Genomic DNA, 26,519 nt, shown 5'->3' with positions numbered 1-26,519 from the left:
GAAGGGAGAAATACCGGTCAATTCCCCGGGATGATCACCAGCACCGGCTTGGCGGTCCGGCCGCGATCGCGGACCAGCGCGACCGCGCGCCCCTCCGGATCGAACATCCCGTAGGTGCCCTCGACACCGGCGGCCGGCACCAGCTGGCCGTGCGAAAGTGCGCGAGCCACGGTCGAGTCCACGTTGCGGCGCGGAAAAGCGGTCTCCACCGCCTCGTCGAGGCTCATCGACAGCCCCGGCTCGGCCTCCAGCTGGTCCAGGGTGCGCGCGGTGGCCAGCCCGAACGGGCCGACCCGGGTGCGGCGGAGCTCGCCGAGGTGACCGCCGACGCCGAGGCCGGCGCCCAGATCGCGGGCCAGCGCCCGCACGTAGGTCCCGGACGAGCACTCGACCAGCACGTCCAGCTCGGTGATGCGCTCGGTGCGGCGCAGGCCGAGCACGTCGAAGCGGGAGACCGTGACCGGCCGGGCCGCCAGCTCGACCTCCTCGCCCTGGCGCACGAGGTCGTAGGCCCGGCGGCCGTTGATCTTCACCGCGCTGACCGCGCTGGGCACCTGCTGGATGTCCCCGGTCAGCTCGGCGATCCCGGCGCGGATCGCGGACTCGTCCACCGTGGACGCGTCCACTTCGGACAGGAACTCGCCCTCGGCGTCGTCGGTGGTGGTCGTCGCGCCCAGCCGGATGGTCGCCAGGTAGGCCTTGGTGTCCAGGGCCAGGTGGCCGAGCAGCTTGGTCGCTCGCTCCAGGCCCAGCACCAGCACGCCGGTGGCCATCGGATCCAGGGTTCCGGCGTGGCCGACCTTGCGGGTGCCCATGATGCGGCGGACCCGCGAGACGACGTCGTGCGAGGTCATCCCCGCCGGTTTGTCGACCACGAGCAGGCCGGGCGGAACGGTGGGACGTGCTTTACGGGAGTGCTCGGACACGACGCACCATCTTCCCCGACCTGGTTGGACGACCATCGCCTGGGTCGCGCCGGCGATACGGTGGGAGGCGAGCGAGGAGGTTGAAGTGGCGTTCCGACCGATCCGGCGATTCGGCGATCCCATCCTGCGCATGCCGGCCGAACCGATCACCGAGTTCGACCAGCGGCTGCGCGCCATCGTCACCGACCTGCTGGACACCGTCGACGCACCCGGCCACGCCGGGGTGGCCGCGCCGCAGATCGGCATCGGCGTGCGGGCGTTCAGCTACAACGTGGACGGCGAGATCGGTTACGTGCTCAACCCGGAACTCGTGGAGCTGTCCGAGGAGACGCAGGACGGCGTCGAAGCGTGCCTGTCCCTGCCCAACCTCGGCTTCAACACCCGCCGGGCGCAGCGCGCGGTGGTGCGCGGCGTCGACATGGCGAACGAGCCGGTCACGGTGTCGGGCACCGGTCTGATGGCCCGCTGCCTCCAGCACGAGACCGACCACCTCGACGGCAAGGTCTACATCCAGCGCCTCGACCCCGAGACCCGCCGCGAAGCGTTCAGCCAGATCCGCGACCAGGAATGGTTCTGGCAGCGCTGATCCGCGTTCAGGCGGTGGCGGGCTGGGTCCTGGTGGCGCCGGTGATCGCCCAGCGTCCGGAGCGGGCCCGCAGCAGCAGGGTGATCAGGCGCAGGACCATGAACATCGAGAGACCGGTCCAGATGCCCGCCAGGCCCCAGTCGAAGGCCAGGGAGAGCCAGATCAGCGGGAGGTAGCCGATGAAGGCGCTCAGGAGCGTTGCGGTGCGGAGGTAGGCGGCGTCGCCCGCGCCGAGGAACACCCCGTCCAGGGCGAACACCACACCGGCCACCGGCTGCAGCAGGACGAAGAACCACCAGGCGTGCGGGATCGTCGCCAGGACTGCGGCGTCCGAGGTGAACACCGCAGGCAGCGGGATCGTGAGCACCGCGAACAGGACGCCCAGGATGATCCCGAACGCCAGGCCGTACCAGGTGACCTGCTTGGCGATCGCCTTGGCGCGCGGCGCCGAACCCGCGCCCAGCGCCGCCCCGACCAGCGACTGCGCGGCGATCGCCAGCGAGTCCAGCACCAACGCCAGGAACGTCCAGAGCTGCCAGACCACCTGGTGCGCGGCTGCGGCTTCGGCACCGGTGCGGGCGGCCACCGACGTCGCCGACAGGAAGCACACCTGGAAGGCCAGCGTGCGCAGCACCAGGTCGCGCCCGAGGCCGAGCTGGGCCCGCATCATGGCCGGCTGCGGCTTCAGCGCGACCTGCTCCACGACGAGCGCTCGGACGAACAGGGAGGCGGCGATGGTCTGGCCGACCAGGTTCGCGATCGCCGAACCCTCCAGCCCCCAGCCGAAGGGGTAGACGAACAGCGGGCACAGCACGGCCGACACACCGTTGCCGACCAGCACGTACCGCAGCGGGCGCGCGGTGTCCTGCACCCCGCGCATCCAGCCGTTGCCGGCCATCGTGATCAGCACGAGCGGAGCGCCGCAGAGCGCGATGCGCAGCCAGGTCGCGGCCGCGTCGGCGACCGGTCCGGGCCCGGCGAGCAGCTCGGCGACCGGCACCGCCACCAGCTGGGCCAGCAGCAGGAGCACGATGCCGACCGCGATGCCCAGCCAGGTCGCCTGGACGCCTTCCGCGACGGCGTCCTTGCGACGTCCGGCACCGTGCAGCCGCGCAGTGCGCGCCGTGGTGCCGTAGGTCAGGAACGTCAGCTGGCTGGAGATCAGCGTGAACAGGGTGCCGCCGAGCGCGAGACCGGCCAGCGGGACGGCACCGAGGTGTCCGACCACCGCGGTGTCGACGAGCACGTACAGCGGTTCGGCGGCGAGCACGCCCAGCGCCGGTACCGCGAGCGCGAACAACTTCCGCGGCGCGACGCGCTCCGCTTGCTCGGACACACTTCCTCCAGATCAGCACGTGCTCGGATCGATCAGGGCGGCTCCCCGGCTCGGCGGGATAAGCTACGAAGTACAGTTTCGCCCCTGACATGCCAGGCTACGGTAAGGACCGCTGATGGACAACGCTGATTACGTCGACGTAGCGCTGCGGATCGCCAACGCCGACCTGAGCAGCCTCGACGCCGTCCGCGCCGCGGTCCACGACGAACCCTGGTGGGCCGACCGACTCGCCGAACCGGACCTCCCGGTGCTGCGCGCGGTCGCCGATGGGCTGCGCCGAACCCTGGACGCCCTGGTCACCAACGATGGCGAAGCCGCGCTCGCGGAGATCAACGCCCTGCTCTCCGCGCATCCGCCCCGGCCGCGGCTCTCCAGCCACGGCGGACACCACGGCATCCCCAACTGGCACCTCCACGTCGCAGGCCCGGACGCACCGGCGGTCGACGAAGTCGCTGCCGCCGCGGCGTGGGGTCTGGCGCAGGGAGTCGTCCAGCACGGAACGACCCGCTGGGGCCGCTGCGAAGCCGACGGCTGCGACACCTACTACCTGGACACCTCGACCAACCAGGCCAAACGCTTCTGCTCCCCGCGCTGCGCGAACCGCATGCACGTCGCGGCCTTCCGAGCCCGCCGCCGAACGTGAATCACAGTTTCAATTGAAACTGCGCCCCACCGGCGTGTCGGGACCCGGCGTGTCAGGACCTGAGCACAGGTTCCGACGCCTGCGGAGAACTCCCGCAAATTCCATTGAAATCGGACGTCCGATTTCAATGGAATTTTGAGTGTGACCGGCTCCGGAACCGGGAGGTGGGAGACCTCGTCGAACCGGCGGATCAGTCGAGCAGCGGAGCCTCGTCGAGGGCCTTGCGGATCGAGTCGATGATGTCCTCCGGCTCGCCCTGGGCGGTGAAGCCCGAGGCGAGGTGGTGTCCTCCACCGCCGCAAGCCGCCGCAGCGTGGCCCACGTCCAGGAGGCTGTCGGCGCGCAGCGACACCGACCAGTGCCGCGGTGCCATCTCCTTGAGCACCGCAGTCACCTCGGCCTCGCTGGTCGTGCGCAGCACGTCGATGACGCTGTCGAGCTCCTCGCTGCGCAGGCCGTCGGAGTCGGTCAGGCGGACCGTGGCGTGCACGAACCCCATCCCGCGCGCAGCGGCCGGCTCGAGCTCAGCCGCACCGAGCACACCAGAGAGCATGCCCATCCAGCCGAACGGATGGGTGTCGAGCAGCGGGCGCGTGGTCGCCTCGGGATCCACGCCCGCGTCCAGCAGCCGCGCCGCAACGCGGTGCGTGCTGGCACTGGCGTGCCGGAAGGAACGGGTGTCGGTGACCAGCCCCGCGTACAGGCAGCGCGCGGTCGGCAGGTCCAGTTCCACGCCGAGTTCGTCGAGCAGCCGCACGACGATCATCACGGTCGCCTCGGCGCGCTCGTCCACCACGTGCAGCGTGCCGTAGCGCGTGTTGGAGACGTGGTGGTCGATCACGATGACGTCGCCACCGGCCGCGATGGTCGCGCCGACCCGATCGGCCAACCGCCCGAGCCGCTGCAGGCTGCCGGTGTCGCACACCACCAGGGTCGGCGGCGCCGCGGGCACCTCGTCGACGGGCACGACCAGGCCGTCGACGTCGAGATCGCGCAGCGAGGCCGGCGGCTGGTCCGGCGTGCCGAACGACACGCGCACCCGGCATCCCCGCCGCCGCAACGCCCGCCCCAGCGCGAGCGCGCTGCCGAGCGCGTCCGCATCGGGGTTGACGTGGGCGAACAGCGTCACGTCCGTGGCATCGGCCAGCTTGCGCGCGGCCTCCGACACGGCTGACGCCACCGGATCTGCAACGGCACCGGGCCTCTCGCCCGCACCCTCTGCTTCGGACAGCCCGCGCACCCGGTTCACCTCCACGGCAACGGCGACCATTGCGGTCACCCGTGCACAACGCACCTGATGATGCGCTGCGACTCAACCACTCTGTGGCCCACGACGCACATCGGCGTCGGAAATCGACTCCGGTTCCGCACCGTCGGTGTCGATCTCATCATCGACGGTGGTCTCGCGGTACGGATCGGCGTCCCCGGCGTGTTCCGCGCCGGACGCCAACCGGGCCACCTCCGCGTCGGCCTCCTTGGCCTTCGCGAGCAGCTCCTCCATGTGCCGGGCCTGGTCCGGGACCGTGTCCGCCACGAACTTCAGCGTGGGCGTGAACCGCACACCGGTCTGCTGGCCGACGCGGGAGCGCAGGACCCCGGTCGCGCTGGCCAGCGCGGCGGCGGTCGAGGCGTAGTCGGCGTCGTCGCCGAAGACCGTGTAGTAGACAGTTGCGTCCCGCAGGTCGGGGGTGACCCTGGCGTCGGTGATCGTCACCATCGCCAGTCGCGGATCCTTGACCTCGTACTCCAGCCCGGACGCGACGATCTGGGCGATCCGCTTGGCGAGCCTGCGGGCGCGCGCCGTATCAGCCACGGCGCACCTCCTTCGGGAAAGTTCAGTTCAGTTGGGGAGCGGCACGGGCCGCTCAGCCGCCCGCACGAGGAGCGGAACGTTCTGGGGAGTCCTTCTCAGGACGAGGTCGCGGGGATCCGCGGACCACCTCTTCAGTCCTCCGGGCCGAGCATGCGCTGCCGGGCCGAAAGCAGTTCGAGTTCGGGGCGGGCGGCGACCAACCGCTCGCAGGCGTCCAGCACTTCGCGCACGTGCGAGGCGTCGCCGGACACCGCCGCGATGCCGACCAGCGCACGGCGGTGCAGGTCCTGGTTCCCGGCCTCGGCGACCGCGACTTCGAAGCGCCGCCGCAGCTCGGCCACCACCGGCCGCACCACGGCGCGCTTCTGCTTCAGCGAGCGGACGTCGCCGAGCAGCACGTCGAGTTCGAGCACACCGACATACATGGGGTCCCCCACCGCGAGAACGCAGGGGGCCGTCGGACGACGACCCCCTGCGGACTGCGAATCAGTCGCGCGGCTTCTCGCGCATCTCGTAGGGCTCGATGATGTCGCCGACCTTGATGTCGCTGTACGACCCCAGGGTCAGACCGCACTCGAAGCCCTCGCGGACCTCCGTGGCGTCGTCCTTGAACCGGCGCAGCGAGTTGACGCTGAGGTTCTCGGCGACCACCACGCTGTCGCGCAGGAGACGTGCCTTGGCGTTGCGCTTGATGATGCCCTCGGTGACCATGCAACCGGCGATGGTGCCGACCTTGGAGGACTTGAAGACCTCGCGGACCTCCGCCTTGCCGAGTTCGACTTCCTCGTACTCCGGCTTGAGCATGCCCTTGAGCGCCTGCTCGATGTCCTCGATGGCCCGGTAGATCACCGAGTAGTACCGGATCTCCACGCCCTCGCGGTTGGCGACCTCGGCCGCCTTGCCCTCGGCCCGGACGTTGAAGCCCAGGACGATGGTGTTCTCCGCGGTTGCGAGGTTGATGTCGGACTCGTTGATGCCACCGACGCCGCGGTGGATGACCCGCAGCTCGACCTCGTCGCCGACCTCGATCTTCATCAGCGATTCCTCGAGCGCCTCGACGGTACCCGAGTTGTCACCCTTGATGATCAGGTTCAGCTGGTTGGTCTCCTTGAGCACCTTGTCCAGGTCCTCGAGGCTGACGCGCTTGCGCTTGGCCGCGTTCTGCGCTTCCCGGATGCGAGCACCGCGGCGGTCGGCGATCTGCCGCGCCACCCGGTCCTCGTCGACCACCAGGAAGGTGTCACCGGCACCCGGCACCGACGTGAAGCCGATGACCTGCACCGGCCGCGACGGCAGCGCCTCGACGACGTCCTCGTCGTTCTCGTTGATCATCCGGCGGACGCGGCCGTAGGCGTCACCGGCGACCACCGAGTCACCGACGCGGAGCGTGCCGCGCTGGACCAGCACCGTGGCCACCGGACCGCGACCGCGGTCCAGGTGCGCCTCGATCGCCACACCCTGCGCCGGCATGTTCCGGTTGGCCCGGAGGTCCAGCGTGGCGTCCGCGGTCAGCAGGATCGCCTCGAGCAGGCTCTCGATGTTGACACCCTGCTTCGCCGAGATGTCGACGAACATGGTCTCGCCGCCGTACTCCTCGGCGACCAGGTTGTACTCGGTCAGCTGCTGGCGGATCTTCTGCGGGTTCGCACCCTCGACGTCGATCTTGTTGACCGCGACCACGATCGGCACGTTGGCCGCCTGGGCGTGGTTGATCGCTTCCACCGTCTGCGGCATGACACCGTCGTCAGCGGCCACCACCAGCACGGCGATGTCCGTCGACTTGGCACCGCGAGCACGCATGGCGGTGAACGCCTCGTGACCCGGGGTGTCGATGAAGGTGATCGGGCGCTCGTTGCCCTCCAGCTCGGTGACGACCTGGTAGGCGCCGATGTGCTGGGTGATGCCACCCGCCTCACCGGCCTGCACGTTCGCCTTCCGGATGGTGTCGAGCAGTCGCGTCTTACCGTGGTCGACGTGACCCATCACGGTCACGACCGGCGGACGCGCCTGCAGCTCCTCCTCGGAGCTGTTCGGGTCGCCGTAGCTGATGTCGAACGACTCCAGCAGCTCCCGGTCCTCGTCCTCCGGCGAGACCATCTCGACCTTGTAGTTCATCTCCTGGCCGAGGAGCTCCAGCACCTCGTCGGAGACGGACTGGGTCGCGGTCACCATCTCACCGAGGTGGAACATCGCCTGCACCAGCGAAGCCGGGTTGGCGTTGATCTTCTCGGCGAAGTCGGTCAGCGAAGCACCGCGGCGCAGGCGAACGGTCTCGCCGCCACCGCGCGGGAGGCGGACGCCGCCGACCGACGGCGCCTGCATGTTCTCCATGTACTCCTGGCGCTTCTGCCGCTTCGACTTGCGGCCGCGCTTCGCGGGACCACCGGGACGGCCGAACGCGCCGGCCGCACCACCGCGGCCACCGGGCCCACCCGGGCGGCCACCGCCGCCGGGACGACCGCGGAAGCCACCGCCTGCCGGGGCACCGCCGCCGCCACCGGGCGCACCGCCGCCGCCACCGCGGAAGCCGCCGCCACCACCGGGACGGCCACCGCCGCCACCGCCGGGACGACCGCCGCCACCGGGGCCACCACGGCCACCGCCACCACGGCCACCACCGGGACCGCCACCGCTGCGCGGCGGACGGGGCGGCATCATGCCGGGGTTCGGGCGCGGGGGCATCATGCCCGGGTTCGGACGCGAGCCACCGTCACCGCGCGGCGCGTTGCCCGCCGCCGGAGCGGAACCGGCACCCTGGCCGCCGCCCTGACGGCGCTCGCCGCCCTGACGACCGGGGCCGCCCTGGCCACCGCCCTGCTGCCGGGGACCGGGCCCCGGACGCGGCGGGCGCTGCTGCGGCGCACCGCTGCCGACGCCGAACGGGTTGTTGCCGACGCGCGGCTGGCGCGGGCCGGGCTTGGGAGCCTTCGGGCCGGGCTTCGGACCGGGCTTGGGGCCCGGCTTGTGCTCGGACCGGGCCGCCGGGGCCGGGGCCTGCTCGGGCTTGGGCGCCGGAGCGGCCGGAGCCTGCTCGGCCTTCGCCGCCGGAGCGGCCGGAGCCTGTTCGGCGGGCTTGGCCTGCGGCTCGGGCTGACGCGGACCGGGCTTCGGACCCGGCTTCGGGCGCTCCGCAGCGGGAGCTTCCGGACGCGGACCGGGCTTGGGGCCCGGCTTCGGGCCGGGCTTCGGTGCACCCGATTCCGGGCGCGCGGGCTTCGGCTCTGCCGAAGCGGGCTTGCCGCCGTCGCTCTTCTTGGACGACTTGTTGAGGGCGTCGCGCAACCTGCGGGCCACCGGGGCCTCCACGGTGGACGACGCAGACTTCACGTACTCGCCCTGCTCGGCGAGCTTGTTCAGTACTTCCTTGCTGGTAACACCGAGCTCTTTGGCGAGCTCATGTACGCGGGCCTTGCCTGCCACTGCTCTCCTCATCTGGGTGAGGCCGGGCGGCAGTCCCGCTCGACCTCGTCCTATCGCCGATGCGCGTTCATGGCTTCAGCTTCACGGCTGATTCATGACGGGTCGACCTGCTTTCCTTCAGTTGCCTGGCGCGGGACGGATCCCGCGTCGGTCCTGTCTTGAGCCGCCTGCTGCGGTTGCTCGGCACCGAAGTGCTCGTGCACGGCCGAGGTGTCGAGTGATCCCCGCACGCGAAGTGCTCGCGGGAACGCCCGGCGCCGCTCTGCCAGACGCAGGCATGCCGGATCGGGGTGCAACCAGGCTCCCCGGCCCGGCCGCCGACGTCGCGGATCGGGAACGACGACGGGAGAATCCCCGTCGACCTCGGCGACCACGCGCAGCAGCTCAACTGGCGACGTCCGGGTACGACACCCCACGCAGGTACGAACCGGCCCACGGCTCTCGCCGTGCTCGCCGGACACACGTGTGCGGATCGTTGCTCCCTCGCGTCAGCCTGCCATCGATTCTAACCCGACGACGTCACTCGGCCGAACCCGCGGTCTGCACACCGTCCACCGCGGGGTCCAGATCCTCCGGGTGCGCTGGGGCAGCGCTCGTGGTGGGGTCTGCATCACTGCGGATGTCGATGCGCCAACCGGTCAGCCTCGCCGCCAACCGGGCGTTCTGGCCTTCCTTGCCGATCGCCAGCGAGAGCTGGAAGTCCGGCACGACCACCCGCGCGGTCTTGGTGCGTTCGTCGACGACCTCCACCGAGACTACCTTGGCCGGCGACAGCGCGTTGCCGACGAAGGTCGCCGGGTCGTCCGAGTAGTCGATGATGTCGATCTTCTCGCCGCCGAGCTCGCTCATCACGTTGCGCACCCGCGCGCCCATCGGGCCGATGCAGGCGCCCTTGGCGTTGACGCCGGGCACGGTCGAGCGCACCGCGATCTTGGAGCGGTGCCCGGCCTCGCGCGCCACCGCGGGGATCTCCACGGTGCCGTCGGCGATCTCCGGGACCTCCAGCGCGAACAGCCTCCGAACCAGGTTCGGGTGGGTGCGCGACAGCGAGATCTGCGGGCCCCGCGCGCTGCGCGAGACGCCGTAGACGTAGCACTTGATCCGGGTGCCGTGGTCGTAGTTCTCGCCGGGGACCTGCTCGGCGGACGGGATCACGCCCTCGCTGTCCCCGACCTGCACGACGACCATGCCGCGCGAGTTCGCGCGCGCGTCGCGCTGGATGACACCGCCGAGGATCTCCCCCTCCTTGGTGGAGAACTCGCCGAAGGTGCGCTCGTGCTCGGCGTCGCGCAACCGCTGCAGGATGACCTGCCGCGCGGTCGTCGCCGCGATCCGCCCGAAGCCCTCCGGGGTGTCGTCCCACTCGTCCTGCACGCTGCCGTCGGCGGCCAAGGTGTGCGCCAGGACCCGGACGACGCCGGTCTTGCGGTCCACCTCCACCCGGGCGTGCGGCTCGTGCCCCTCGGTGTGGCGGTAAGCGGTGAGCAGTGCCGATTCGATCGCTTCAAGGACCGTCTCGAACGGGATTTCCTTGTCGCGTTCGATCGCACGCAGCGCCGCGATGTCGACGTTCACCTCGACTCCTCCGTGTCTTCCCGGTCGTCTCCCTGCTGGGAGGCGCCGCCCGCAGCCCGCTCCAGCTTGACCAAATCCTCCGCCGGTGGCTGCTGGAATTCCACCTCGACCACCGCGCGCTCCACGTCGCGGAAGGCCACCCGGCGCAGTTCACCGCCGACCAGCACGGTGACACCGTCATCATCGGCTTCCCCGACCCGCGCCACCAACTGCTCGCCGTCGGCCAGACGCATCTTGACCAGGCGGTTGCGGGCGCGGCGCCAGTGCCGCTGACGGGTCAGCGGCCGATCCACGCCCGGCGAGGTGACCTCGAGCGTGTAAGAACCGGCCAGGACGTGCTCGTGCGCGTCCAGCACCTTCGCGACCTCACGGCTGACGACGGAGATCTCGTCGAGCCCGACTCCCTCGTCGGAGTCGATGACGACCTTGACCAGGCGACGGCGGCCGGCCTGCTGCACGCCGAGCTCCTCCAGGTCGAAGCCCATCCGGGTCAAGACCTCGGCTACGACGGGCTCCAGCTGCGCGGTGATCTCACCACGCGGCGGGCTGGACACGTTGGCACACTCCCAAGTTTCGATCGCGGTCCGTTCACAGACCTGGCGGAGTCGCGCGGCGCCGGTCGGCGCGCGCGAGGTCCGCGACCAGTGCTGCACGTGCTGGTCGCGGTCGCCCAGGGTATCGCGTCCGTCCGCACCCGAGCGCGCCGTGGGATCCCTACGATCGGCGGATCGTGGCGGGGACCGTTCGGATCATGCCGGGGGCCGGTGCCCGAACACCGGTCGACCTGGTCGCCTGGCAGGATAGGTCGGCGTGGATTCCCCCTCGCGAGACCGGTCGGTGCTGGGCCGGCGCAGCGTCCTGCGGTTGATCGCGGCAGCCCCGGTCGTCGCCGCGCTGACCACGGCGTGCAGCTCCGCTCCCGACGAGCCCGACCAGCTGCTGGCGCTGGCGGAAGCGGCGAAGTCCGACGCCCAGCTGGCCAAGGCGGTGGCGCAGGCGCACGCGAAGCTGGCCGAGGTGGCCAACGAGATCGCGAACGCGCGCAGCACGCACGCGGACGCCCTGCAGCAGGAGATCGACCGGGTCAACCCGCGCGATCCCGAGGACCCGCCGTCGGTGCCGGAAGCCGCTCCGCAGCAGGCTCCGGGGTCGGCCGGCGCGGCGTCGCAGGCGTTGTCCGATGCGCTGGGCGCTGCTCAGGACCAGGCGTCGAAGCTGGTGCCGGGCCTGCCGGGCTACCGGGCGGGACTGGTGGGATCGATCTCGGCGAGCTGCGCGAGCCTGCTGGAGGTGTTGGGGTGACCGAGCTCTCGGAAGAAGCGGGCAACGCGCTGCGCAGCGCGTTGGACGCCGAGCACGCGGCGGTGTGGGTGTACGGCTTGACGACCGCTTACGCCACCGAATCGCGCGTGCACAACGCGATCAACGACGCGATCGAGCAGCACAAGCGGGTGCGCGACACGGCGGTGAAGGTGATCCGCGGCGCGGGTCAGACCGCGCCGTCGGCACAGCCCGCGTACGACGTGGGCGCGCAGGTGACCGACCAGGGCTCGGCGATCGAGCTGCTGGTCAAGGCGGAGACCGACTGCCAGACCGGATGGCGTTCGGTGCTGGAGAACACCGACGACCCGGGGCTGCGCAGCACCGCGCTGGACGGGCTGACCACCGCGGCGACCCGCGCGACGCGGTGGCGCCTCACCATCGGTCAGCAGCCCGCCGCGCAGGCCTTCCCCGGCCAAGCCTGAAAAGCCTGTTGGGGGGTTGCGTTGCTCGGGTGGTCGCTTAGCGGAACCTGAGCGGTTCCCTGGACTGCGGGTGCCCCTCCTGATGTATGCCCAATACACGGCGGAGGGGCCGTCCTCGCCAGGAAACCGCTCAGAACCCGCGGGTGGTCAACCGCATTAGGTGGCCCAAGCGGCTGACGCCGCTTCCACAAGCGCGGACGGCATACGCCGACAGACTCTTGCCGGGGGTCAGCGCGGGGCGCCCTCCTGCGGCCAGCCGAGCTTGAGGGCTTCCCTGGAGACGTCGAGCAGCAGCGGGTCCTTGTTCGGGGTCGCCTTGTCGTAGTAGGCCGAGTCGCCGATCACCACGAGCTCGTTCTGGCGGTCCGAGGCGTAGGCCTTGTCCTTGAGCTCCGGCAGGCCCTTGGTGTCCTCGCTGCCGTCGTCGACCAGGTCGCGGATGTTGCCCGTGCTGTCCTGGGTGGTCAGGTCGTCGAGCCGCTGCGCGCTGTCCGCGTTGGGCATTCGCACGGTGACGACCGAGGTCAGCACGCGGGTGCCGTCGGGCAGCTTGGTGTCGTAGAGCGCGCGGGTGAGGTGCTCGCACTCCTCGCCCTGGAAGAACTGCTGGATCTTGTAGTCCGAGACGTTCTGGCAGCCGCGGAACCCGTCCTCGCGGCGGATCGGGTCGAACTGGTACTTCAGCGGCGTCTCCGCAGGCACCTCCGGCTCGGGAGCAGCGGGCTTGAGCGCCATCCAGATCAGCCCGGACACCACGGAGATGGCGAACAGCCCGGCGCCGCGCGCGACCCAGCCCATCGGCGTGATCCGCTTCTTCCCGGACGGCGGTAAGCCGGGCATCGGCTGCCGGTTGGTCGGCGGGTTCACCGCGGGCTGCACCTGCGGGTTGGTCTGCTGGCGCACCGGGCGCGGCGGCGGGGGCTGCTGCGGCGGCATCGGCGCTTGCTGGGGATGCTGCGGCGGGGGCGGGAACACCGGGCGGGTGGTTTGCCCGACTCCGGGGTCCACCGGTGCCCGATCCGGCTGAATCCGCGAGTTGTCGCGGCGGAGCGGAGCGGTTTCGCGCTGCGTGTCGGCTCGTTCACCCGTCATGTCGTCGGGCGCACCTGTTCCATCGGGCACGAAACCCACGGTAGCCGTTGCGCATTACGAGACGGACACCCCGGACGTACCTCCCAGTGCCCGGACCGCCTTCTCGACGTCCGCGCGGGTGTTGTACAGGTGGAACGCCAGGCGCGCGCGACCAGCGCGCTTCGCGCAGGCCACCCCGGCTTCGGTGAGCTTCGGCACAGCATCGGCGACCTGCACCGAAACGATCGGCGAACCGGCCGGCGGCAGGCCGATCCCGGCCCGGAACTCGTCGGCCAGGCCGGTGCAGTGCGCCGCCACCTCGGCCATGTCCAGCCCGGCCAGCCACTCCAGCGACACGGCCGCGCCGACCTGGGAGAACCACGTCGGCGAGAGGTCGAGCGCACGGGCGTCACCGGCCAACCGCAGCGGCAGCCCGTAGGTGGTCGTCCACGGGTCTTCACCGGCGTACCAGTTCGCGCTGTGCGGGCGGATCTCGGGCGCATCGGGGTGGATCGCGAGCCAGGCCGCGCCGCGCGGCGCCATGAGCCACTTGTAGGCCGCGCTGACCACCCAGTCCGCCCAGTCCAGCTGCAGCGGCAGCCAGCCGGCCGCCTGCGTGGCGTCGAGCAGCACCCGCGTCGAGGTCGTCTCGGCGACGGCGCGCAGCGCTTCGAGGTCGACGATGCGGCCGTCGCTGGACTGCACCACGCTGACCGCCACCACGTCGTGATCGGCGGCGTGCGCGGCGATCTCCCCCAGCTCGACCTCCGTCACCTTCACCCCGCGGTCCTGCTGCGCGGCGAACGGGAAGAGCACGCTGGTGAAGTCGCCCTCCGCGACCAGCACCCGCGTGCCGTCCGGGACGCTGGCCGCGACGAGGCCGACGAGCTGGGACGCGGTGGTGCCGAGCGCGACCCGGTCCGCGGTGGTGCCGATCAGCCGGGCGAAGGCGGCGCGGGCGGTGGCGACGGCGGGTTCGAAGTCGCCGGGACCGTCGAGCCCGCTCCCCCACCTGCGCACCGACTCGGCGACCGCGCGGGCCACGCGGGCGGGCGGGATCCCGATGCTCGCCGTGTTGAGGTAGCCGTCGGGGACGTCGAACTCCGCGCCGAATGCTTTTCGCATTCCCGCATCCTCGCACCGGATCAGCCCTCGCGGAACGGTTTTTCGGGGACGGGCGCAGACCACCGGCAACGTCCACGACGGATACGGTGGGAGCCATGCGCAGCGAGGAGATCGAGGTCCGCACCGGATCCGTGGAGGTCGTCTACGACTTGGGCGCCGAGTGCGACCGGTTCTTGCGCTCGGCGTCGGCCGAGGACGGTCTGCTCAACGTCTGGGTGCCGCACGCGACCGCCGGCCTGGCCATCATCGAGACCGGCGCGGGCAGCGACGACGACCTGCTCGCGGCGCTGCGCGAACTGCTGCCCAAGGACGACCGCTGGCAGCACCGGCACGGCTCGCGGGGTCACGGCAGGGACCACGTGCTGCCCGCGATCGTCCCGCCGTACGCGACGATCCCGGTCCTGGGCGGCGAGATGGCGCTGGGCACCTGGCAGTCGGTCTGCCTGGTGGACACCAATGTGGACAACCCGGTCCGCCGGGTCCGCCTCAGCTTCCTCCCCGGCTGATCCGGCACGCGGTGACGGTCGATTTCGCACGAAATTGACCACTTCCCGCAGGGGTCGCTCGTGGCTGGAAGTGGACGATCGGGGCGCGAAATCTTGCGCTGTGCGTGTTCGTGCGCGCACTCTTTGCGTTCGTGGCGACGACAGTGGGCAGCGGGCGGCGGCTCGGCCGGGTGGTGTCGGCGGGCGTGGTCGGGACGACCGTCGAGTTCTACGACTTCTTCCTCTACGGCGCGGCCGCGGCGACCGTGTTCGGCCCGGTGTTCTTCCCGCACGCGGACGGGCTGCTCGGAGTCCTCCTCGCGCTGGTGACCTACGCCGTCGGCTTCGCCGCCCGACCGCTCGGCGGGCTGGTGTTCGGGCACTTCGGCGACCGGATCGGGCGCAAGCGGCTGCTGGTGATCAGCCTGCTCATGATGGGTTCGGCGTCGGTGCTGATCGGCGTGCTGCCGGGCTACGCGCAGATCGGGATCGCCGCGCCGCTGCTGCTGACGCTGCTGCGGCTGGTGCAGGGTTTCGCCCTCGGCGGCGAGTTCGGCGGCGCTGTGCTGCTGGTGGCCGAGCACGGACCTCGCCGGCGCCGCGGCTTCTGGACCGCGTGGCCGCAGACCGGCGGACCGCTGGGCAACCTGCTGGCCACCGCCTCCCTCGCGGCGGTCGCCGGGAGCACGACGGCCGCGCAGTACTCTGCTTGGGGCTGGCGGATCCCGTTCCTGGCGTCGATCCTGCTGGTCGTCGTCGGCCTGTGGGTCCGGCTGCAGGTCGCCGAGTCGCCGCTGTTCCGAGCCGTCACCGAGCAACGCCGCGAGGCCCGGGCACCAGTTCTGGAGGCGCTGCGGCAGTACCCGCGCGAGGTGTTCGCGGCCTTCGCCGCGCGCGTCGGCGAGAACGCGGCTTTCTACGTGTTCACCATCTTCTTGCTGGTGTACGCGGGGAGCATCGGCGTGCCCACGGCGATCACGACCGCAGCGGTCACCGCGGGTTCGCTCGTGCAGGCAGCGGCGATGCTGGCCGGCGGTGCGCTGTCCGACCGGCTCGGACGCCGCCCGGTGGCGGTCGGCGCGGCCCTGGTGTGTGCACTGTGGACGATGGTGTTCTTCCCGCTGGTCGCCAGCGGCGAATCGGCCCTGGTGTTCCTCGCGGTAGCGGTCGGCCTGCTGCTGCACGGCACCCTCACCGGAGCCCAATCCGCCTTCTACGCCGAGCTTTTCGGCACCTCGGTGCGCTATTCCGGGGTGTCCCTCGGCTACCAGGCCGCCACCGTCCTGGCCGGTGCCGCAGCGCCGCTCGCGGGCACCGCGCTGCTGCGCGCCACGCACTCCCCGACCCCGGTGGTGGTCCTGCTGATCGCCTGCCTGGCGCTGACCGCGGTGGGCATGCTGATCGTCCCCGAAACCGCCCGCCGAGAACTGACGTCCTGACGACACGGGCGAGCTGGCACGATGGGTCCGTGACTCGACTCGTGCTGTGGGACATCGACCTGACGCTCGTCGACGCCAGGGGCTTCGGCCCCCGCTGGTACCGCCAAGCGCTGGCAGCGGTCACCGGACGGGCGCTGGAGAACATGCCCGACACCGCGGGGCGCACCGAGCTGGCTATCACCACCGACGTCCTGGAGAACCACGGCGTCCCCGCCGACGAGACCACCATCGCGGCCATGTTCACCGCCCTGACCAGCGCAGTCGCCGAGACCCGCGACGAGCTCGCGGAGCGCGGCAGCGCGCGGCCCGGGGCAGCGCAGGTGCTGAAGGCGCTGTCGCTGGAACCCGGGTTCGAGCAGACGCTGGTGACCGGGAACCTCGCCGAGGTGGCCTTCCACAAGCTCGAGTCCTTCGACCTGCACCACCACGTCGACTTCGAGATCGGCGGCTTCGGCGCCGACTCGGTGCACCGACACGACCTGATCGCGGACTCCGTCGCCAAGGCCGCGGACCGGCGCGGCGCGATGATCTCCCCCGACTCGGTCGTGGTCGTGGGCGACACCCCGCACGACGTCGCGGGCGCGCTGAGCTTCGGCGCGATCGCGGTCGGCGTGGCCACCGGCCACAGCACCGAAACCCAGCTCCACGCCGCCGGTGCCCACGCGGTCCTCCCCGACCTCGCCGACACCGACGCCGTGCTCACCGCCTTGTCGTGAGCTCACCGCACCAGCGCCAGCAGACCGGCGCCGGCGAGCTCGACCAGGAAGTAGAACCAGACCGGGTAGAACCGGGTGCGCTGGTCGGCCAGCCCGGACACCACCCGCCCCGCCGCCATCCCGAGCAACGCGGCGGCGACCGCGATCGCGATGCCGCGGCGCAGGTCGGTGTCCAGCACGGCCACCACCAGCACGGCAGCGATCGCGATGCCGAACCCGCCGTAGACCGCGCGCACCTCGGAACGGCTCTCCGGGGCGTTCAGCTCGATCGCGAACGGCCGCACCAGCGCAGCCGGTGCTACCAGCCCGAACACGCCCAGCCCGGCGAAGAAGGTGGCCACGATGACCAGGAGCGCTGCACCCATGTCGTTCCTCCCAACGAGATCATCGACAACGATGCGGGAGGCGGCGGCCGGGGCGCTTCCAAAAACGTGCTCAGCTGATCGCGGCGTGGTGTGGCTGCTGCCGGGCGAAGCGCTCTACTGCGGGCCGCCGCTGGAGCTCGACCCGCACTCCGGTGCCGCGTCCTGCCTGGCGATCGGGATCGACGAACCGCTGCAGGTGACGGTCGGCGGCACCACGGCCCGCCTGCGCAGCGCCTTCATCCCGCCGCGGCTGACGTGCCAGGTCACCACGACCGGGCGGATAGCGGCCTTCTTCCTCGAACCGGGCTCGGCGCCCGAGCGCTCCTGCTCGGCGATGATGCGGCCGGTCGGCGCGATCCGCTCCGACCACCAGCGGGAGCGGGAACTCGCCGAGCTGAGCGGGGCGCTCACCGATCACGACGTGCAGCGCTGGGTCGCGCTCGCGACGGGCGACGACGGCACGACGCGGGACGAGCGGATCCTGGCGGCGGTGGAGCTGCTGAGCGCGAACCCGGACCTGTCCGCCGCGCACATCGCCGCACAGCTCCACCTGTCGCCGTCGCACTTCCTCCGGCTGTTCAAGCGCGACACCGGGACCACGCTGCGCCGCTTCCGGCTGTGGGCGCGGATGCTCAGCGCTGCCGCGCACATCGCCGACGGCGCCGATCTGACCGCGGCCGCGACCGCCGCCGGGTTCGCGAGCTCGGCGCACTTCAGCTCGGCGTTCCACGCGATGTTCGGCCTCAGTCCGAGCAAGCTGCTGTCCACCCCGCTGGAAATCCGCCCGTGGCAGCACGAAGCCCCCGAGGAGCGGTCCTCGGGGGCTTCGTGAAATCGCGTCAGCTGCGCACCGCGTTGACGACGTGCTCGACCGCGTTGTCGACCTCGATCTCCGCGCGGTCGCCGGTGCGGCGGTCGCGGACCTCGACGACACCGCGGGTCAGGCCCTTGCCGACCACCAGGATCGTGGGCACGCCGACCAGCTCGGAGTCGGCGAACTTCACGCCCGGCGAGACCGTCCGGTCGTCCAGGATGACCTGCACACCGGCCGCGTCGAGCTCGGCCGCCAGCGCCTCACCGCGCTCCCGGATGCTCTCGTCCTTGCCCGCGATGACCACGTGCACGTCGGCCGGGGCCACCTCGCGCGGCCAGACCAGGCCCTGCTCGTCGTGGCTCTGCTCGGCGATCGCGGCGACCAGGCGGGACACGCCGACGCCGTAGGAGCCCATGGTGATCCGCTTCGGCTTGCCGTCCTGGCCCAGCGCGTCCAGCCCGAACGCGTCGGCGTACTTGCGGCCGAGCTGGAAGATGTGGCCGATCTCGATGCCGCGCGCGGCGACCAGGGTGCCCTGGCCGTCGGGCGACGGGTCGCCCTCGCGGACCTCGGCGGCCTCGATGGTGCCGTCCGGGGTGAAGTCGCGGCCGCACACCAGGTCCACCACGTGGTGGTCGGTCTTGTCGGCACCGGTCACCCACGCGGTGCCGGTCACCACGCGCGGGTCGACCAGGAAGCGAACCCCGTTGTCCTGCAGCGCCTTCGGGCCGATGTAGCCCTTGACCAGGAAGGTGTTGGCGGTGAAGTCGGACTCCTCGAGCAGCTCCACCTCGGCCGGCTCCAGCGACGCCTCGAGCCGCTTCATGTCGACCTCGCGGTCGCCGGGCACGCCGACGGCCAGCAGCTCCCACTCCTCCGCACCGGGCTGGCGGGTCTTGACCAGCACGTTCTTGAGGGTGTCGGCCGCGGTGAACTTGCGGTCGGTGTTGGCGTTGAGGAAGTCGACCAGGCTCTCGATGGTCGGCGTGTTCGGCGTGTGGTGGACCTCGGCGGCGGGCTTGCCCTCCAGCGGCTCAGCGGCCGGCGCCGGGGTGATCACGGCCTCGACGTTGGCGGCGTAGCCCGAGCCCGTGCTGCGCACGAAGGTGTCCTCGCCGGTCTCGCTCTCGGCCAGGAACTCCTCGGACGCCGAGCCGCCCATGGCACCGGAGGTCGCCGACACGATCACGTAGCGCAACCCGACCCGGTCGAAGATCCGGACGTAGGCGTCGCGGTGCAGCTGGTAGGAGCGGGACAGGCCCTCGTCGTCGATGTCGAAGGAGTAGGAGTCCTTCATCACGAACTCGCGCCCGCGCAGGATGCCCGCGCGCGGCCGCTCCTCGTCCCGGTACTTGGTCTGGATCTGGTACAGCATGACCGGGTAGTCCTTGTAGGAGCTGTACTCGCCCTTGACGGTGAGGGTGAACAGCTCCTCGTGGGTGGGGCCGAGCAGGTAGTCGGCGCCCTTGCGGTCCTTCAGCCGGAACAGCTGCGGGCCGTACTCGGTCCAGCGGCCGCTGGCGTCGTAGGGCTCCTTGGGCAGCAGCGCGGGCAGGTGGATCTCCTGGGCGCCGATGGCGTCCATCTCCTCGCGCACGATCTCCTCGATCTTGCGCAGGACCCGCAGGCCCAGCGGCAGCCAGGAGTAGATCCCCGGCGCGATGCGGCGGACGTAGCCGGCGCGGACGAGCAGCTTGTGGCTCGGCACCTCGGCGTCGGCCGGATCCTCGCGCAGGGTACGCAGGAACAACGTCGACATCCTCGTGATCACGGCTACTGGCTCCTCATCCGGGCTGATTCGTCACCGGCAGCGTATCGAGTGCCCCCGGGGTCACCACCAGCGGATTACCGGTTCGCGGGCCGGTGTCGGTGATCGCCGCTAGCTTCGCATCATGACGCTGAGCATCGGCATGGTCACCATCGACTGCGCCTCACCGCAGACCCTCGCCGAGTTCTGGACCCGGGCGCTGGACACATCGGTGGTCCTCGACGTCGGCGAGTTCATGATGCTCGCACCGAACCGGGAAGGCGGTGTGGCGCTCGGGCTGCAGCGGGTTCCCGAGCCCCGCACCGGGAAGAACAGGGTGCACGTGGACCTCGGCACCACCGATCGCGCCGCCGAGGTGCGCCGGCTGGTCGAACTGGGCGCGACCGAAGTCGGCGAGCACGAGGCGCCGGGCGGACTGAGCTGGACCGTGCTGACCGACCCGGAGGGCAACGAGTTCTGCGTGGCCAGCGGCCACTGAGCCGATCAGGTCATTGCCGCGCCGCCCGCCCTGCGGTTACCTCGATGGCAGGTCCGATCCACCGAGGGGGCCCGATGTCCGCTTCGCACGTCCGCGACGGCCACGGTCGGCTGGCCGAACTGTCCCTGGGCGCACGGCTGTTCGCGCAGGGAGCGATGACCTGGGTCTTCGCCCAGCGCGGCGACCCGATGGCGCGCTTGCTGCACGCCCCGTGGCGCAACGATCCGTACCCGCAGCACCGCCTGCTGCGCGAGCAGGGGCCGCTGGTGCGCAGCAAGCTGGGCGTTCTGCTCGCCACGACGCACGAGCTGTGCGACGAGGTGCTGCGGGACCGGCGGTTCGGCGTGCGCACCAGCGACGGCGCGTACGGCGATCCCACCGCGTCGGCCGTCGAGCTGCAGCTGTCGCTGCTGGAGCTGGACCCGCCGGACCACTCGCGGCTGCGCAAGCTCGCCGCCCCCGCGTTCCGGCCCCGCCGCATGGAGACCTACCGGGCGCGCATCGAGCAGATCACCGACGAGCTGCTGGACCGGGCGGTCGCACGCGGCGAGTTCGACGTGGTCCGCGACTTCGCCGGGCCGCTGCCGATCCGGGTGATCTGCGAGCTGCTGGGGCTGCCGCCGCTGGACGCGGAACGGCTGGCGCGCCACGGCAGGATCCTGGCGGGAGCGCTGGACGGGATCCGCTCGCCGCGCCACCTGCGGCAGATGCGCGAGTCGTTCACCGAGCTCGACGCGATGTTCGACCGGCTGATCGAGCAGCGCCGGGCGAACCCCGGCGAGGACGTCGTCAGCGATCTGGTCGCGGCGCTCGACGAGGACAAGCTCACCGGCACCGAGCTGGTGCAGCTGTGCGACGTGCTGCTGGTCGCCGGTTTCGAGACGACGGTGAACCTGATCGGCAACGGCACCCACGCGCTGCTGCGGCACCCGGAGCAGTGGGCGCAGCTGCGCGCGGATCCGGACCTGGCGCCGGCGGTGGTCGAGGAAACCCTGCGCTGGGACCCGCCGGTCCAGATGACCATGCGCATCGCCCACGAACCGCTCGACCTGGCCGGTCGCCACCTACCGCTGGACACCCCGGTCCTGACGCTGCTGGCCGCCGCGGGCCGCGACCCGGCGGTGCACCCCGACCCGGACCGGTTCGACATCAACCGCCCGGACCGCGCCGAACACCTGGCGTTCTCCTCCGGCATCCACTACTGCCTGGGAGCCCCGCTGGCCCGCCTGGAAGCCGAGATCGCCTTCCGCAACCTGGCCACCCGCCTCCCCGGCCTCCGCCGAGCAGGAGCCCCGAAGCCCCGCCCGACCTCCCTCATCCACGGCCTCGCCACCCTCCCAGCAACCACCAACCACACCCTCACCCCCACCTGACCCCAGCCCATGTCGGTCCCCGCCATCCCCCGATCGGCACCTGGGGCACGTCGCAGTTTCAATTGAAACTGCGATCCGCCGTGCCTGGGATTTACAGTTTCAATTGAAACTGCGGTCTAGGTGACCACCACGGGAGGAAGTTGCCCCACCCGATCCGGTGTCCGGTGTATCCATGCGCAGGGGATCTTCCTCCTTATAGGCATGAACGAGATCAACATGCCTCACATCGGGAACGAGCACGGACTGTTCCTCCGCGCCGACGCACTGGCCGCCGGGCTCACGGACAACCAGCTCAGAAGTCCGTTGTTCCGGAGAGTCCTGCACGGCGTGTACACGAGCAGCGAAACTCCGCTCACCCACAAGCTGAAGTGCCACGCCGCCGCGATGCGACTACCCCCGACTGCGATGCTGACCGGGCTCTCGGCCGCGATGCTCCACGGTGTGCCGATAGCCGACTTCTCCACACCGGTGGACGTGATCGTGCCCCGGGAGTCCGGAATGCACCGCCGGCGGGGGCTTCACTGCTCAGCGGTGCGGATGTACGACTTCGAACACACCCCGTGGCACGACATCCGGCTGGCGGGGATCGAACGAACCGCATTCGACCTGATCAAACGCCGATCGATCGCGCTGTCGGTCGCGCACTGCGACGCGCTGGTGCACGCAGGCCTGATCACGCCCGAACGGATCGCGAAGTTCCTCTCCGGCCGCGGTGACAACGGTGTGGTGCGGGCTCGGTTCCGGATCCCGTACCTGGACGGTCGCGCCGAGTCGATCCCGGAGTCCGTGCTGCGCGTCGAGCTCAACCTGCGGAACCTCGAGCCCCTCCCCCAGTTCGAGGTGTTCTTCCGCGGCCGGTTCGTCGCTCGGGTGGATCTGGCTTTCCCCGCTGAACGGGTTGCCGTCGAGTACGACGGGCAGTGGCACTCCGATCCGGTCCAGATCCGCAAGGACCAGGCCCGGCGGAGACGTCTGGGGGAAGCGGGATGGCTGGTCATCACGGTCACCAACGAGGACATGCAGGGGTCGCTGGACGGACTCGCCACGACGATTCGTTCCGCGCTCGCCCGTCGGCAGAACCACAGTTTCAATTGAAACTGCAGATCCCAGGCGCACGGGATCACAGTTTCAATTGAAACTGCGGTCCCCCGTGAGGGGTCGTCGAGCTCGGTCGGCGGGTGCTTACCCTGGTGGGGTGTTGGTTTTGCTGCCTCCTTCGGAGACCAAGTCGGTCGGTGGTTCGGGTGCGCCTCTGGACTTGGGCGGGCTTTCGCATCCGGAGTTGACCGGCACCCGGCAGCAGCTGGCCGAGGCACTGTCCACTTTGGCCGATGATGTGCCCGCGAGCCTGGACGCGCTCGGGTTGTCCGAGCGCCAGGTCGAGGAGGTCCAGCGCAACGCCGAGCTCTGGGCCGCGCCCACCGCGCCGGCCCTGGAGCGCTACACCGGGGTGCTCTACGACGCCCTCGACGTCCAGTCGCTGTCCGCGATCGAGCGCAAGCAGGCCGATACTCGGCTGGCCGTGGCCTCGGCGCTGTTCGGCATCGTGCGCGGGACCGACTCGATCCCCGCCTACCGGCTCTCCGGCGGCAGTTCGCTGCCCGGCCTGGGGACGTTGCGCAGCGTGTGGCGGCCCGTGCTGGAGCCGGTTCTGGCGGCTGCCGACGATCTCGTCGTCGACCTGCGCTCCGGGGCTTACGCCGCGCTGGCGAAGGTTCCGGGGGCCGTGGAGGTCCGCGTGCTGTCGGAGGACGCGACCGGCAAGCGCAAGGTGGTCAGCCACCACAACAAGGCGCACAAGGGCAAGCTCGCGCGGGCACTCGCCCAGTTCTCGGACGAGCCCGAGTCGATCGAGGACGTCCTCGCCGTGGCGAGCGACGCAGGCCTCCAGGTGGAACGCGAAGCCGACCGCAAGCTCTGCGTCGTCGTCCAGGCCTGAACTCGACCGCGAAACCGCAGGTCAAAAACCGGTTGTCGCCGCAGGTGCTGATCGGTCAAGCTGGTGCTCGTCGAAAGCACGCCGAGGAAGGGAGGTTCGCCGTGGTGGCCGTTGTGACGGTTGTGCGCGCCGTTTTCGCGCACCGATGGATTCGAACCTCTTGCCCTCCGCCACGCGTGCGCTGAACTTCGGTGCTCGGGCGGAGGTCCGCCCTGAAGGAGCACTCGACCTTGTCCTCGTACGAGCAGTACGACGCGGATCTGTTCCGCAACACCAAGAAGAGCAAGGCACGCAAACCGAAATCCACCAAGCGGCGGCGCTTCGACGACGAGCCGGTCCGGCGCGGTCGGCTCACCGAGGAGGAACGCGAGCGGCTCGCAGCGCTGCGCGACGAGCCCGAACCGCAGCCGCTGCCCGACGGTGCCGACCGCTGGTCCACCTGGGACACCGGAGAGCGCGGCCCGCAACCGCATCCGACCTGGTTGGTGACCGAGCTGGCGGCGGTGGACCACGAGCTCGGCGTCCTGAAGACCGGCAAGGAAGCCGACGTCCACCTGCTGCGGCGCTCGTTGCCCGGCGCCGAGTCCTGCCTGCTGGCGTCCAAGCGGTACCGCGATTCCGACCACCGGATGTTCCAGCGCGATGCCGGCTACCTGGAAGGCCGGCGGCTGCGCAAATCCCGCGAGATGCGGGCGATCCAGCAGCGCACGTCGTTCGGGCGCGGCATGATCGCCCAGCAGTGGGCGGTGGCGGAGTTCCGCGTGCTGTCCGCGCTGTGGCTGGCCGGGGCTCCGGTGCCGTACCCGGTGCAGCGGGTCGGGACCGAGATCCTGCTGGAATTCCTCGGCGCCCCCGATGGCACGGCGGCGCCCCGCCTGGCGGCGCTGCGACCGGATGCCGATGAGCTCGACGAGCTCTGGTCGCAGCTGGTCGAGGCCCTGGTCGTGCTCGCCCAGCACGGCTTCACGCACGGCGACCTGTCCGCGTACAACGTGCTGGTGCACGACGGGCGGCTGGTGCTGATCGACCTGCCGCAGGCGGTCGACCTGGTGGCCAACCCGCTCGGCCGGGACTACCTGCGACGTGATGCACACAACATCGCCGCCTGGTTCCGCTCCCGCGGCGCCGACGAGGCCCGGACGGATCCGGACGCGCTGGTCGAAATCCTTGCCGCAGCGGGGAATCTGCCTCGATGAGGCCGTCCCGGTCGGCCCGGACGCCAACCATGGGCATCCGGGCCGATCAGGGTAGAATCCAGAACGAGAGCCGGGATCACCGGCCCGTGTCCGCAGCGACACGTTTGACCACCTATCGGCGCCGACGCGCCGGGCTCGTCCTCGTGATCGCCCGCGGACTTCCCGCGAAGCCTCCCCGTGACGTGCCATTTCCGGGAGTTCTTCGTGCCATCAAGCTCGTCCGCCACGCCCGCGCGCTCGTCTCGACGTCCGCGCCGCCGCCGACCGCAGGGCAAGCCGCAGCAGACCAAGCGCAGCCTGTTCGACGAGGTCGGTGTGACCGCGGTCGCCCCCGCGCCGTTCGCCGATCTCGGACTGCCCACCCGGCTGGTGCGCGCGCTGGCCGACAACGGGATGGCCGAGGCCTTCCCGATCCAGGCCGCCACCATCCCCGACGCGCTGACCGGCCGCGACGTGCTCGGACGCGGCCAGACCGGTTCCGGCAAGACGCTGGCGTTCGGCCTGCCGCTGCTGGCGATGCAGCAGGGCAGCGCCCGCCCGATGCACCCGCGCGGCCTGGTGCTGGTCCCGACCCGCGAACTGGCCACCCAGGTGACCGATTCGCTGAAGCCGCTGGCCAAGGCCCTCGGGCTCTACGTCCGCGAGGTCGTCGGCGGCACCTCGTTCAACCGTCAGGTCGACACGCTGCGCCGCGGCGTGGACGTGCTGGTCGCGACGCCGGGACGGCTCGCCGACCACGTCCGCCAGGGCACCTGCGTGCTGTCCGAAGTGGAGCGGACCGCGCTCGACGAGGCCGACCAGATGGCCGACATGGGCTTCCTGCCGCAGGTCCGCGAGCTGCTCGACCTGGTCCCGGCGGACGGCCAGCGGCTGCTGTTCTCCGCCACCCTGGACGGCGACGTCGACAAGCTCGTCGACCGGTACATGACCGACCCGGTGGTGCACTCGCTGGCGCCGCCCGCGGCCAGCGTCGACAGCATGGAGCACCACCAGTTCCTGGTGTCGACGACGGACAAGCAGGCCGTGCTCGCGCGCATCGCGGCTCGCGAGGGCCGCACGATCATGTTCGTGCGCACCAAGCACCACGCCGACCGCCAGGCCAAGAAGCTGCGCGCGGCCGGGATCCCCGCCGGTGCCCTGCACGGCGGCAAGGCGCAGAACGCCCGGACCCGCATCCTCGACGAGTTCCGCAGCGGTGAGACGACGACGCTGGTGGCGACCAACGTCGCGGCCCGCGGCATCCACGTCGACGACGTGAGCCTGGTCGTCCACGTCGAGCCCCCGGCCGATCCCAAGGACTACCTGCACCGCGCCGGGCGGACGGCGCGCGCGGGCGCGACGGGCACGGTGGTCACCCTGGTCACCGACGACCAGCGGGACGCCTTCCGCACCATGGCCAACCAGGCCGGTGTCAAGGCCAAGACGACGTCGGTGCGTCCGGAGGATGCTGAGCTGGTCCGCGTCACCGGTGCCCGCGAGCCCAGCGGTGTCTCGCTCGCCGCGCCGAAGCAGCCGCGCGAAACCCCGCGCAACCGCGGTCCTAAGCGCGGCGATGCCCCAAGGAACAACAAGCGCCGCGACGAGCCCCAGGGCAACCGGCGTCGGCGCCCGTCGGACGACGGGAGGCGCTCGGAGGGCGGCGACCGGCGTGGACAGGGCCAGGCCCGGCGCGGCGGCAATCGCGGTGGAGCCCGCCGGGCGTGACG

Annotated in this window: 27 protein-coding genes; 14 read left to right on the top strand and 13 right to left on the bottom strand. The window is 71.1% G+C overall.

The window, feature by feature from the left end; genetic code table 11:
- Window positions 1-17 precede the first annotated feature (17 nt).
- Window positions 18-962 carry a tRNA pseudouridine(55) synthase TruB gene (gene truB / locus OU415_RS02840; protein ID WP_408641768.1) on the bottom strand — a complete coding sequence of 315 codons (945 nt, stop codon included), beginning with the start codon at window positions 960-962 and terminating at the stop codon, window positions 18-20.
- Window positions 963-1,011: 49 nt separating this feature from the next.
- Between truB and def the strand changes: the two genes are divergently transcribed.
- Window positions 1,012-1,512 (top strand): peptide deformylase, encoded by a 501-nt coding sequence (gene def, locus OU415_RS02835; protein ID WP_270946923.1) that lies wholly within the window; start codon window positions 1,012-1,014, stop codon window positions 1,510-1,512.
- A 7-nt stretch (window positions 1,513-1,519) separates the two neighbouring features.
- On the opposite strand, the gene OU415_RS02830 is transcribed toward def, so the two are convergent.
- On the bottom strand, window positions 1,520-2,848 hold the full coding sequence (locus OU415_RS02830) for an MATE family efflux transporter (protein WP_270946922.1): 1,329 nt from the start codon (window positions 2,846-2,848) through the stop codon (window positions 1,520-1,522).
- Window positions 2,849-2,963: 115 nt separating this feature from the next.
- On the opposite strand from OU415_RS02830, the gene OU415_RS02825 reads away from it, so the two are divergent.
- The gene (locus OU415_RS02825) at window positions 2,964-3,491 is read left to right on the top strand and encodes a CGNR zinc finger domain-containing protein (protein WP_270946921.1); all 528 of its coding nucleotides are present in this window, start codon (window positions 2,964-2,966) and stop codon (window positions 3,489-3,491) included.
- Between the two features lie 190 nt (window positions 3,492-3,681).
- Here OU415_RS02825 and OU415_RS02820 read toward each other — a convergent pair whose 3' ends face one another.
- The 7 genes from OU415_RS02820 to rimP form a co-directional block, all read right to left on the bottom strand.
- Window positions 3,682-4,761 carry a DHH family phosphoesterase gene (locus OU415_RS02820; RefSeq protein ID WP_270946920.1) on the bottom strand — a complete coding sequence of 360 codons (1,080 nt, stop codon included), beginning with the start codon at window positions 4,759-4,761 and terminating at the stop codon, window positions 3,682-3,684.
- Between the two features lie 42 nt (window positions 4,762-4,803).
- Window positions 4,804-5,304 carry a 30S ribosome-binding factor RbfA gene (rbfA, locus tag OU415_RS02815; RefSeq protein WP_270946919.1) on the bottom strand — a complete coding sequence of 167 codons (501 nt, stop codon included), beginning with the start codon at window positions 5,302-5,304 and terminating at the stop codon, window positions 4,804-4,806.
- 131 nt (window positions 5,305-5,435) lie between these two features.
- On the bottom strand, window positions 5,436-5,729 hold the full coding sequence (locus OU415_RS02810) for a DUF503 domain-containing protein (RefSeq protein ID WP_270946918.1): 294 nt from the start codon (window positions 5,727-5,729) through the stop codon (window positions 5,436-5,438).
- A 61-nt stretch (window positions 5,730-5,790) separates the two neighbouring features.
- The gene (gene infB, locus OU415_RS02805; RefSeq protein WP_270946917.1) at window positions 5,791-8,724 is read right to left on the bottom strand and encodes a translation initiation factor IF-2; all 2,934 of its coding nucleotides are present in this window, start codon (window positions 8,722-8,724) and stop codon (window positions 5,791-5,793) included.
- Between the two features lie 92 nt (window positions 8,725-8,816).
- Window positions 8,817-9,098 carry a YlxR family protein gene (locus OU415_RS02800; protein ID WP_408641767.1) on the bottom strand — a complete coding sequence of 94 codons (282 nt, stop codon included), beginning with the start codon at window positions 9,096-9,098 and terminating at the stop codon, window positions 8,817-8,819.
- A gap of 145 nt (window positions 9,099-9,243) precedes the next feature.
- Window positions 9,244-10,299 (bottom strand): transcription termination factor NusA, encoded by a 1,056-nt coding sequence (gene nusA, locus OU415_RS02795; RefSeq protein WP_270946916.1) that lies wholly within the window; start codon window positions 10,297-10,299, stop codon window positions 9,244-9,246.
- Window positions 10,296-10,853: a ribosome maturation factor RimP gene (rimP, locus tag OU415_RS02790; protein ID WP_270946915.1), complete on the bottom strand. Its 558-nt coding sequence runs from the start codon at window positions 10,851-10,853 to the stop codon at window positions 10,296-10,298. The genes nusA and rimP overlap by 4 nt, the downstream gene beginning before the upstream one ends.
- A gap of 256 nt (window positions 10,854-11,109) precedes the next feature.
- On the opposite strand from rimP, the gene OU415_RS02785 reads away from it, so the two are divergent.
- Both OU415_RS02785 and OU415_RS02780 read left to right on the top strand, forming a co-directional pair.
- Window positions 11,110-11,601, top strand: a complete 492-nt coding sequence (locus OU415_RS02785) for a ferritin family protein (protein ID WP_270946914.1) — start codon at window positions 11,110-11,112, stop codon at window positions 11,599-11,601.
- Entirely contained in the window at window positions 11,598-12,044 is a 447-nt protein-coding gene (locus OU415_RS02780; protein ID WP_270946913.1) for a ferritin-like domain-containing protein, read from the top strand. The genes OU415_RS02785 and OU415_RS02780 overlap by 4 nt, the downstream gene beginning before the upstream one ends.
- A gap of 228 nt (window positions 12,045-12,272) precedes the next feature.
- Here the strand turns inward: OU415_RS02780 and OU415_RS02775 are convergent, their stop codons facing one another.
- A complete protein-coding gene (locus OU415_RS02775; protein WP_270946912.1) occupies window positions 12,273-13,166 on the bottom strand; it encodes a hypothetical protein in 894 nt (297 codons plus the stop codon).
- A 24-nt stretch (window positions 13,167-13,190) separates the two neighbouring features.
- Window positions 13,191-14,240: an aminotransferase class V-fold PLP-dependent enzyme gene (locus OU415_RS02770; protein ID WP_270946911.1), complete on the bottom strand. Its 1,050-nt coding sequence runs from the start codon at window positions 14,238-14,240 to the stop codon at window positions 13,191-13,193.
- 95 nt (window positions 14,241-14,335) lie between these two features.
- Here OU415_RS02770 and OU415_RS02765 point away from each other — a divergent pair, with 95 nt between their 5' ends.
- The 3 genes from OU415_RS02765 to OU415_RS02755 all read left to right on the top strand — a co-directional run bounded on the left by OU415_RS02765 (window position 14,336) and on the right by OU415_RS02755 (window position 16,880).
- Window positions 14,336-14,746: a YjbQ family protein gene (locus OU415_RS02765; protein ID WP_270946910.1), complete on the top strand. Its 411-nt coding sequence runs from the start codon at window positions 14,336-14,338 to the stop codon at window positions 14,744-14,746.
- 131 nt (window positions 14,747-14,877) lie between these two features.
- The gene (locus OU415_RS02760; RefSeq protein WP_270946909.1) at window positions 14,878-16,164 is read left to right on the top strand and encodes an MFS transporter; all 1,287 of its coding nucleotides are present in this window, start codon (window positions 14,878-14,880) and stop codon (window positions 16,162-16,164) included.
- Window positions 16,165-16,193: 29 nt separating this feature from the next.
- Complete coding sequence (locus tag OU415_RS02755) at window positions 16,194-16,880, top strand: HAD family hydrolase (protein ID WP_270946908.1); 687 nt, start codon at window positions 16,194-16,196, stop codon at window positions 16,878-16,880.
- A 2-nt stretch (window positions 16,881-16,882) separates the two neighbouring features.
- On the opposite strand, the gene OU415_RS02750 is transcribed toward OU415_RS02755, so the two are convergent.
- The gene (locus OU415_RS02750; RefSeq protein WP_270946907.1) at window positions 16,883-17,245 is read right to left on the bottom strand and encodes a DUF4345 family protein; all 363 of its coding nucleotides are present in this window, start codon (window positions 17,243-17,245) and stop codon (window positions 16,883-16,885) included.
- Between the two features lie 85 nt (window positions 17,246-17,330).
- On the opposite strand from OU415_RS02750, the gene OU415_RS02745 reads away from it, so the two are divergent.
- On the top strand, window positions 17,331-18,077 hold the full coding sequence (locus OU415_RS02745; RefSeq protein WP_270946906.1) for an AraC family transcriptional regulator: 747 nt from the start codon (window positions 17,331-17,333) through the stop codon (window positions 18,075-18,077).
- Window positions 18,078-18,084: 7 nt separating this feature from the next.
- Here the strand turns inward: OU415_RS02745 and OU415_RS02740 are convergent, their stop codons facing one another.
- Window positions 18,085-19,830, bottom strand: a complete 1,746-nt coding sequence (locus OU415_RS02740; RefSeq protein ID WP_270946905.1) for a proline--tRNA ligase — start codon at window positions 19,828-19,830, stop codon at window positions 18,085-18,087.
- 121 nt (window positions 19,831-19,951) lie between these two features.
- Between OU415_RS02740 and OU415_RS02735 the strand changes: the two genes are divergently transcribed.
- The 6 genes from OU415_RS02735 (at window position 19,952) to OU415_RS02710 (ending at window position 26,517) form a co-directional block, all read left to right on the top strand.
- Window positions 19,952-20,305 carry a VOC family protein gene (locus OU415_RS02735; RefSeq protein ID WP_270946904.1) on the top strand — a complete coding sequence of 118 codons (354 nt, stop codon included), beginning with the start codon at window positions 19,952-19,954 and terminating at the stop codon, window positions 20,303-20,305.
- A 74-nt stretch (window positions 20,306-20,379) separates the two neighbouring features.
- Window positions 20,380-21,678, top strand: coding sequence for a cytochrome P450 (locus OU415_RS02730; RefSeq protein WP_270946903.1), 1,299 nt, complete (start codon window positions 20,380-20,382; stop codon window positions 21,676-21,678).
- A gap of 216 nt (window positions 21,679-21,894) precedes the next feature.
- Window positions 21,895-22,773 carry a DUF559 domain-containing protein gene (locus OU415_RS02725; RefSeq protein ID WP_270946902.1) on the top strand — a complete coding sequence of 293 codons (879 nt, stop codon included), beginning with the start codon at window positions 21,895-21,897 and terminating at the stop codon, window positions 22,771-22,773.
- Between the two features lie 100 nt (window positions 22,774-22,873).
- Complete coding sequence (gene yaaA / locus OU415_RS02720; RefSeq protein WP_270946901.1) at window positions 22,874-23,617, top strand: peroxide stress protein YaaA; 744 nt, start codon at window positions 22,874-22,876, stop codon at window positions 23,615-23,617.
- A 230-nt stretch (window positions 23,618-23,847) separates the two neighbouring features.
- Entirely contained in the window at window positions 23,848-24,813 is a 966-nt protein-coding gene (locus OU415_RS02715) for a serine protein kinase RIO (RefSeq protein WP_408641766.1), read from the top strand.
- A 204-nt stretch (window positions 24,814-25,017) separates the two neighbouring features.
- Window positions 25,018-26,517, top strand: a complete 1,500-nt coding sequence (locus OU415_RS02710; protein ID WP_270946900.1) for a DEAD/DEAH box helicase — start codon at window positions 25,018-25,020, stop codon at window positions 26,515-26,517.
- Window positions 26,518-26,519 lie beyond the last annotated feature (2 nt).

The organism is Saccharopolyspora oryzae, assembly GCF_027853915.1.
GTDB lineage: Bacteria > Actinomycetota > Actinomycetes > Mycobacteriales > Pseudonocardiaceae > Saccharopolyspora > Saccharopolyspora oryzae.
This window is presented reverse-complemented; position numbering and strand designations above follow the sequence as displayed.

What these genes read in the sequence shown, in the direction of transcription:
- OU415_RS02750 (WP_270946907.1), bottom strand. Translation starts at nt 17,245, where the DNA reads ATGGGTGCAGCGCTCCTGGTCATCGTGGCCACCTTCTTCGCCGGGCTG.
- truB (WP_408641768.1), bottom strand. Translation starts at nt 962, where the DNA reads ATGGTCGTCCAACCAGGTCGGGGAAGATGGTGCGTCGTGTCCGAGCAC.
- OU415_RS02735 (WP_270946904.1), top strand. Translation starts at nt 19,952, where the DNA reads ATGACGCTGAGCATCGGCATGGTCACCATCGACTGCGCCTCACCGCAG.
- OU415_RS02725 (WP_270946902.1), top strand. Translation starts at nt 21,895, where the DNA reads ATGCCTCACATCGGGAACGAGCACGGACTGTTCCTCCGCGCCGACGCA.
- OU415_RS02770 (WP_270946911.1), bottom strand. Translation starts at nt 14,240, where the DNA reads ATGCGAAAAGCATTCGGCGCGGAGTTCGACGTCCCCGACGGCTACCTC.
- OU415_RS02825 (WP_270946921.1), top strand. Translation starts at nt 2,964, where the DNA reads ATGGACAACGCTGATTACGTCGACGTAGCGCTGCGGATCGCCAACGCC.
- OU415_RS02730 (WP_270946903.1), top strand. Translation starts at nt 20,380, where the DNA reads ATGTCCGCTTCGCACGTCCGCGACGGCCACGGTCGGCTGGCCGAACTG.
- OU415_RS02810 (WP_270946918.1), bottom strand. Translation starts at nt 5,729, where the DNA reads ATGTATGTCGGTGTGCTCGAACTCGACGTGCTGCTCGGCGACGTCCGC.
- OU415_RS02820 (WP_270946920.1), bottom strand. Translation starts at nt 4,761, where the DNA reads ATGGTCGCCGTTGCCGTGGAGGTGAACCGGGTGCGCGGGCTGTCCGAA.
- OU415_RS02765 (WP_270946910.1), top strand. Translation starts at nt 14,336, where the DNA reads ATGCGCAGCGAGGAGATCGAGGTCCGCACCGGATCCGTGGAGGTCGTC.